Origin of the sequence: Vibrio minamisatsumaniensis, assembly GCF_050337445.1 — a bacterium.
Classification (GTDB): domain Bacteria; phylum Pseudomonadota; class Gammaproteobacteria; order Enterobacterales; family Vibrionaceae; genus Vibrio; species Vibrio artabrorum.
Map to the genome: position 1 here is coordinate 1 of NZ_JAKJSY010000124.1, position 6,841 is coordinate 6,841.

General features: G+C 35.6%; 7 protein-coding genes. All 7 read left to right on the forward strand.

Annotated features, from left to right (window positions below; translation table 11 throughout):
- Nucleotides 1-519 (forward strand): hypothetical protein (locus L4B77_RS18960; protein ID WP_429752342.1); only part of this gene is annotated, 519 nt, incomplete at its 5' end.
- Nucleotides 520-533: 14 nt separating this feature from the next.
- Nucleotides 534-1,649 carry a glycosyltransferase family 4 protein gene (locus L4B77_RS18965; RefSeq protein ID WP_429752344.1) on the forward strand — a complete coding sequence of 372 codons (1,116 nt, stop codon included), beginning with the start codon at nucleotides 534-536 and terminating at the stop codon, nucleotides 1,647-1,649.
- The gene (locus tag L4B77_RS18970) at nucleotides 1,642-2,628 is read left to right on the forward strand and encodes a glycosyltransferase (RefSeq protein ID WP_429752346.1); all 987 of its coding nucleotides are present in this window, start codon (nucleotides 1,642-1,644) and stop codon (nucleotides 2,626-2,628) included. Before L4B77_RS18965 ends, L4B77_RS18970 begins: the two co-directional genes overlap by 8 nt.
- Nucleotides 2,629-2,634: 6 nt before the next feature.
- Nucleotides 2,635-4,056: a glycosyltransferase gene (locus L4B77_RS18975; RefSeq protein WP_429752348.1), complete on the forward strand. Its 1,422-nt coding sequence runs from the start codon at nucleotides 2,635-2,637 to the stop codon at nucleotides 4,054-4,056.
- Nucleotides 4,053-5,249: a glycosyltransferase gene (locus L4B77_RS18980; RefSeq protein WP_429752350.1), complete on the forward strand. Its 1,197-nt coding sequence runs from the start codon at nucleotides 4,053-4,055 to the stop codon at nucleotides 5,247-5,249. Before L4B77_RS18975 ends, L4B77_RS18980 begins: the two co-directional genes overlap by 4 nt.
- A gap of 2 nt (nucleotides 5,250-5,251) precedes the next feature.
- Nucleotides 5,252-6,367 carry a glycosyltransferase family 4 protein gene (locus L4B77_RS18985; RefSeq protein WP_429752352.1) on the forward strand — a complete coding sequence of 372 codons (1,116 nt, stop codon included), beginning with the start codon at nucleotides 5,252-5,254 and terminating at the stop codon, nucleotides 6,365-6,367.
- On the forward strand, nucleotides 6,367-6,841 hold a 475-nt coding region (locus tag L4B77_RS18990; RefSeq protein WP_429752354.1), incomplete at its 3' end, for a glycosyltransferase family protein. The genes L4B77_RS18985 and L4B77_RS18990, both read left to right, overlap by 1 nt.

Here is a 6,841-nt window from a genome sequence, read left to right on the forward strand (position 1 = left end):
GATATATATAACGTTGACAATTATATTCTTTGGACTGGAATAATTGAAAATCAAAAAAATCAAAAAAATGTCATTAATTTGTTAAGAAATTATGATATGAAATTGGTTATATCAGGTTCTTCTAGGGATAAAAAATATTTGGAGGAATGTAAATCTCTTGCAAATGGAAGTAATGACATACTATTTATTCCACCAATGCACTATATGTCTGAACTTCATCTATCTGCTATTGAAAATTGTAACATGTATTTAGAGTTGCCCTTAGACTCACCAGGAACGTCTAGCATCGAAGCTGCTATCCTAAATAACAATCTATGTATTACTGATTGTGATTGGACGAGAGAACACTTTAATGAACATTGCTTGCTTATTACACCTGACGGACAAGACCTAGTAAGCTGTTTAAATAATAAATTGTCAAACGACATTAGTGTTTTAAAAAGGGAAGCTGAAAGTTATCTTGCTAAGAATGCATTAAGAAATCTAGTGACTTTCATCGACCGAATTCGATATAATTAGTTTGCAGGAACATTATGAAATTATATTATGATATTACTGAAATTTTACTTTGGGAAGGGGCACACACTGGTATACAGAGAGTGGTTAATGGATATGCTGAGGGTCTAAAAAAAATAATGCCTAATGTTGTTTTGTTTTATATTCGAGACGGCAAAGGCTATTCACTAAAAACAGACAAAGTTTTGGGTTTTGTTTGTAAAGACGTAATTTTTACAGCTAGCGCGAATTGGGATAGGATTGAGAACTTGGTTTTTTTTGAAAGAGCTAAAAAATCAGGTGCTTTTTGCGTAAATTTGTATCATGACCTAACACCAATTATAATCCCGCACTCATTTAAGCCAGGGTTTAATGAGCGCTTTGGTTATTGGTTTGATTGGGCTAAGGAAATCTTCGATTTTCATATTGCTAATTCTGAGCATACAAAGCGAGACTTATTGACCTATAGTGCAACGTTTAACAAGGATAATGTTCATGTTGTGCGGCTTGCTGATAAAATTGACACAGTAAAAAAATTCACATTATCGGAAGAAAAAAAATTTTTTTCCAAGTTCAGATTAGATAAATACCTTCTTTCTGTTGGTACGATTGAGTTTCGAAAAAATCATATCACTTTACTCAACGCATATAGGGTACTAGTAGCCACCGCTCAAATAAACCTGCCTAAATTAGTATTAGTTGGTCGGTACGGCTGGATGAATCTTGATGTCAAGTATCAAATTGAAAATGACCCATTATTGAAAGATAATGTTATTGTCATTGAGGACGCAACAGATCTCCAATTGGATTGCCTGTATCGAAATTGTTTATTTACACTTTATGCTTCGATTTATGAAGGTTGGGGTTTACCAATTGCTGAAAGTATGAATTATGGTAAACCTTGTATTATATCTGATAACACGAGCTTACCTGAAATTGCTCCTAATTTAACCTATGCCGTTAATGCTCTAGACCCTTATGATTGGGCTAATAAAATAAGTATGCTTTGCAAAGATACTAGTTTATATGATGAGAACGTTACTCAGATAAAATTAAACTATAAATCAACAAATTGGACAGAAGCAAGTCAACAAGTTCTCATGCTTATCCAAGATTGGTACAGCAGTGTACAGGAGGACCCAAATAATGAATAAACTCTCTATATTGTATGGAGTATATCCATGGGCTATGGTTTGTCCTGGTGGTGGTGAAAGGCAACTATTTGCTTATCAAAAGCACTTGGAAGCAATAGGAAGTGTTGATATTACCTTGTATGATCAGTGGGATCCTAAATTAGAAGGAGCAAAAATTTTTCATTTTTTCTCTGTAATGCCAGGGTCTTTTCAATTATGCGAGTATATGAAAGGTCTAGGTCTGAAATTGGTTATCAGCCCTAACCTGTGGGTTACCAAGGATACAATGTACGACTATCCTCATGACCAGATATGGCCACTTATTAATTTGGCCGATCGTATTATAGTCAACTCTTGGAAGGAAGCTTATTCTCTCGCTGAAGTCTATGGGATGCCTTTAGATAAATTCAGAGTAGTATATAACGGTGTCGAAAATGAATACTTTGAACCCGTTGTAGATTTAAGTTTTATTGACAAATTTGAACTTGATGTAAATGGTTACTTATTGAATGTRGCTAATATAGAGCCAAGAAAAAACCAACTAAAATTTATTGAAGCTATGTTAGATGTTGATACAGAACTAAAGTTGGTTATTGTAGGCCACATCCGCGATGAAGAATATGCGCGTAAAGTTTTTGAGTTAGGAAGAGGCAGGGTTATTCACGTTGGACCTCTTGAATATGGATCAACTATATTAAAAAGTGCATTTACATGTAGTAAAGCATTTGTAATGCCGAGTGCATTAGAGACACCTAGTATCGCTGCATTGGAAGCTACCGCTTCCGGAATCCCTGTATTGATTACTAAGGAGGGTTCAACAGAAGAGTATTTTGAGGGAAGCGCTGTCTTCATAGACCCTAATAATATTGAATCGATGGTTAGAGGTTTGGGTGAAATACTTTCTAATAACAACAAAGTAGCTCCTTTGTCTCGAAAGTACTCTTGGGAAAACGTTGTAGATGATTTATATAATTATTACGATGAACTATTAAATGAGTAGGTGATTATGGGGCGTCTCAAACAAAAATTATATATTGACTGTACATCAACCAATCGAATAAATATTACATCTGGGATACAACGAGTAGTTAGACAGTTATTAGATGGTATGCCATATATATCTGTTCAGCTAGATCTCGAAGTTGTCCCTATTAGCGGACAGTTTGGTGATTATTATCTTCAGAAAGATGCCGAAGAGATGTCGGTTGATAACTTTGAACAATATGACCCCGTTGAGTTTAACTACAACGACATTTATTTTTGTCCAGACGCATTTTGGTCATGTGAAATTTATAAGTGGTATGAATATTTTAATTCTAAAGGATTGATAATAGTAACAACCATATATGACTTGATACCACTGGATGAAAGAGAGTTTACTTCAAAAAACGAACGAGAGTTGTTCAAGGTAGCGCTTGATTCGATAATTCAGTATTCAGATATGCTTCTCACACCTACATTAGCCACAAAACAAGAGTTAGTCAGCTACCTTATTGAAAATGAGCCTGATATAAATCATCCTAGAGTTGAAGTTTCAAAAATTGCTCCTATATTTTGGAATGATTCGATAACCAATAATGTACCTAATGTGGAAAGTATTGGTGAGAAAAAAAATGATTTTCTTTTGATGGTTGGTACGCTTGAAAAGCGAAGAGGATATTTAGAAACGATCGAGTCTCTTGTTAATTATTGGGACAACGGAGGCAAACTACAGTTAAAAATTGTTGGTAAAGTCGCTGACGACACCATTGCTTTGAAAATCAGTGAATTTTCTAACTCTGGCTATCCAGTCGAAAACATGACATCAGTAAATGATGTTGAACTTTTAAGCTTGTACGAAAACTCTAAAGCTATTATATGTTCTTCGCTTTCTGAAGGGTATGGGCTTTCTGTTGCTGAAGGGTTATTGCTTAATGGCAAGGTTATCGCTAACAAAATCCCGGTATTCGGTGAGTTTGCGGGTTCGATGCCATATTACTTTGATATTAATAACCCGAAGCAATTAGTTGAACTAGTTAAGAATGTTGATTCTTTAAAGCCAGTGGAAACCCCCACTTTTGTTGAGTGGGACGAGTGCTATGATGAATTGATTCGCCATCTAGTTTCGGTGTCTCCTTTACATGAAAAAAATATAAACTTATCCCCTGGTTTGTTAAATAAAGCTTTTGTTTATCAATCTTTTGTAGCGCTTGGATTAGATGAGCCAGATAGTGATGTTTTGAAATATTGGCTTGCAAACTACAGTGATCCCCATGAGTTCTTAAGTGCACTTTATTATGAATCTACTCAAAAAACTACAGATTTGGCCATATATTATATATATCATGCTTTAGGCTTGCATGAACCTGACGATGAAGAGCGTGAGTTTTGGAAAAAACGTTATCCCGAAGTCTCAGACTTTGTTAATGAGTTAAAGGAAATTAAATGAAGATTCTTCAGTTTACTACTTACAGTCTTGCTAAGTTGGATCATGGCGGTAAAATCCGTTCGCATTATATAAAACAGGCCCTAAAGACCTTTTCAGACATCGAAACAATGTCTTTTTCTTGGGAGCAATGTGATAGTTTATCGGGTTTTGATGTGAATCTGTCTTCCCCTAAATATGCGGTTCAAGGTGGACATCATCTACTAGGAGATATCGCGATAGATGAGTATCTTCAGACAACAGAAGAACTTTATGAAAATATCGGAAATAAAATTAAAGAATACAGTCCGACGCATATTTTGTTTGAAGAACCTTTTCTGTGGCCTGTATTTCTTAGACTTGAAAAAGATGGTTATTTTTCTAAGAAAATCAAGATAATTTACAGTGCGTATAATATTGAATCTCGACTTAAAAGAAAAATATATAGCGACATCTTACCTAAAGAAAAGGCTGAATCGATGACATCTCGCGTTCTGTCAATAGAAACCGGGGTTGCTAAGAGGGCGGATTTGATTCTAACTGTGTCTAAAGATGACGCTTGTTTCCTTAGGGAAGTAAATCAATCATCCCCTGTAGTGGTAGTTCCAAACGGTAATGACAGAGCGGAAAATTATTCACGACTAGATTGCTGGAATGAGAAGTTTAAAGTTGAAGATGGTACAAACTGGTTGTTCGTTGGTAGTTGGCATCCACCAAATATTAATGGTCTAGTATCATTACATCATGAGCTACTTGAAAGTCATACCAAGCTTAACTTTAAGATATGGATTCTTGGAAGCGTAGCTAATGGCTTAGAAGCTGACCCTAGGTGGAACAATGAATTATCCGACAATTTTAAGTTAGTTGGACCAGTGAGTATAGAGGACTTAGATGGTGCTGTAAGCTCTTGTGATGGGATTATTTTACCTATATGGGAGGGGGGAGGGAGCAATCTAAAAACATCTCAAGCTTTAATCTCCGATAAACAAGTTATTGCAACATCTTTTTCTTTTAGGGGGTTTGAGGAGTATGACGAAGAAGAGGGGGTTCTCATGGTTGATACTGTAAATGAATTCACCTCTGCGTTACAAAAGACAAAACCGAGTACTCAGACTTTTAATAGGAAAAAATGTATAGATGCTTTAACTTGGGATGGTATCTTAAAAGGTTTAGTTAGCGATAAAAAAATAGTCAGTTTTTTTAACGAGGTAATATAGAGATGAAAATATTTTTTGACTGTACTATTCTACAAAGTTGGCAGGGTCATTTCACTGGTATTCAGCGAGTAATATACTCTCTTGCAAGGGGGTTTGATGAAATTGAAGGTTTGCGTGTTATACCTATCATAGTTGAAAGTGATGGTTGTGCAAAAGAGTTTAATCTTGAAAGTTTCTCTGTCGGCAGTCGCTTTGAAGTAAGTGCAGGTGACGTTGTATTAACAGCAGCTCCAAACTGGGATTTTTCAGATAATGAAAGTAATTTAAATCAGTATCGCACTAAAAAGGTAAAAATTGTTTCAGTCCTTTATGATCTGACACCCTGGAAACTACCGCATTCGTTTGGTCCTGGATTCCCCGATATATATAACACTTGGCTAAAAAGAATGGTGTTATCAAGTGATGCTATTGCATCTATCTCAGAAAGTTCTTTACGAGACCTTGAGTCATTTTGTGATGGAATTGATATCAAGATCCCTCCAACGACGGTATTCCGACTAGGAGATGACATTAATGAATTTTCGACATTAGATGTGTCGGAAGACGCTGTTGAAAAATTACGATTGAAGCATTCAAGTCGATTTATACTTTCGGTAGGGACAATTGAATATAGAAAGAATCATATTTTGTTACTTAATGCATTTCGGCATGCGGCTCTTTTAGGAAAAGAACTACCATTCAAATTATATATCGTAGGAAAAGAAGGTTGGTTAAACTCCGATATTCGTTATCAAATTGACAATGATCCGCAGTTAAAAGACCATATAGAAATACTTGAAGGTGTCAGTGATCTAGAGTTAGATTACCTTTATAAAAATTGTGAGTTCACGGTATACCCATCAATATACGAAGGATGGGGTTTACCTGTTGCCGAAAGTTTAAATTATGGAAAAGTTTGTGTTTCATCCAACTCATCTAGCTTAGTGGAAATATCGCCAGACTTAGTTCAACATTTAAATCCATTCGATACTGTGGCTTGGAGTGCGGAATTGATTAAGTTATCAGACCCTGAGAGACTAGCAAAGCTGACTCAACAGGTGAGAGAGAAGTATCCTTCTTTTTCTTGGAAAGAAAGTTCTCGAGAGTTGCAGCGATTTATTACTTTGGAGTTTAGCTGATGAAAATTTGGCTTGATTATTCTACAATTAAAGATTGGAATGGAACCTTAACTGGGATCCCCCGAACAGTCCTTTCTATAGAGAGAGCGCTTGCATCAATTGGATGTGAATATGAGCGTATTTTCATTAATGATGAGTTAAATACTTTTTATTACCTTCCGGAGAAAAATGTAATATCTAACGATAAGTTAGATAAAGTTGAGATGTCGGAGGGGGACATACTTTTGTCTCTCGGAGCCACATGGGCATATGCATCTTACAATGCAGAGCTCAGTAGACTGAAAGGGATTGGTGTCAAATATTATCAATTATACTATGATTTGATTCCTACAAAATTTCCTTATTTTTATCAATATGGAAAAGGTTTTGGAGAGCACTACGGTAAAATTATTTCGGAAACACTAGACTTTTGCGATGTCGCTTATTTCATTTCAGAATGTTCCAAAAATGATATTTGTGAACATTATAATGGTG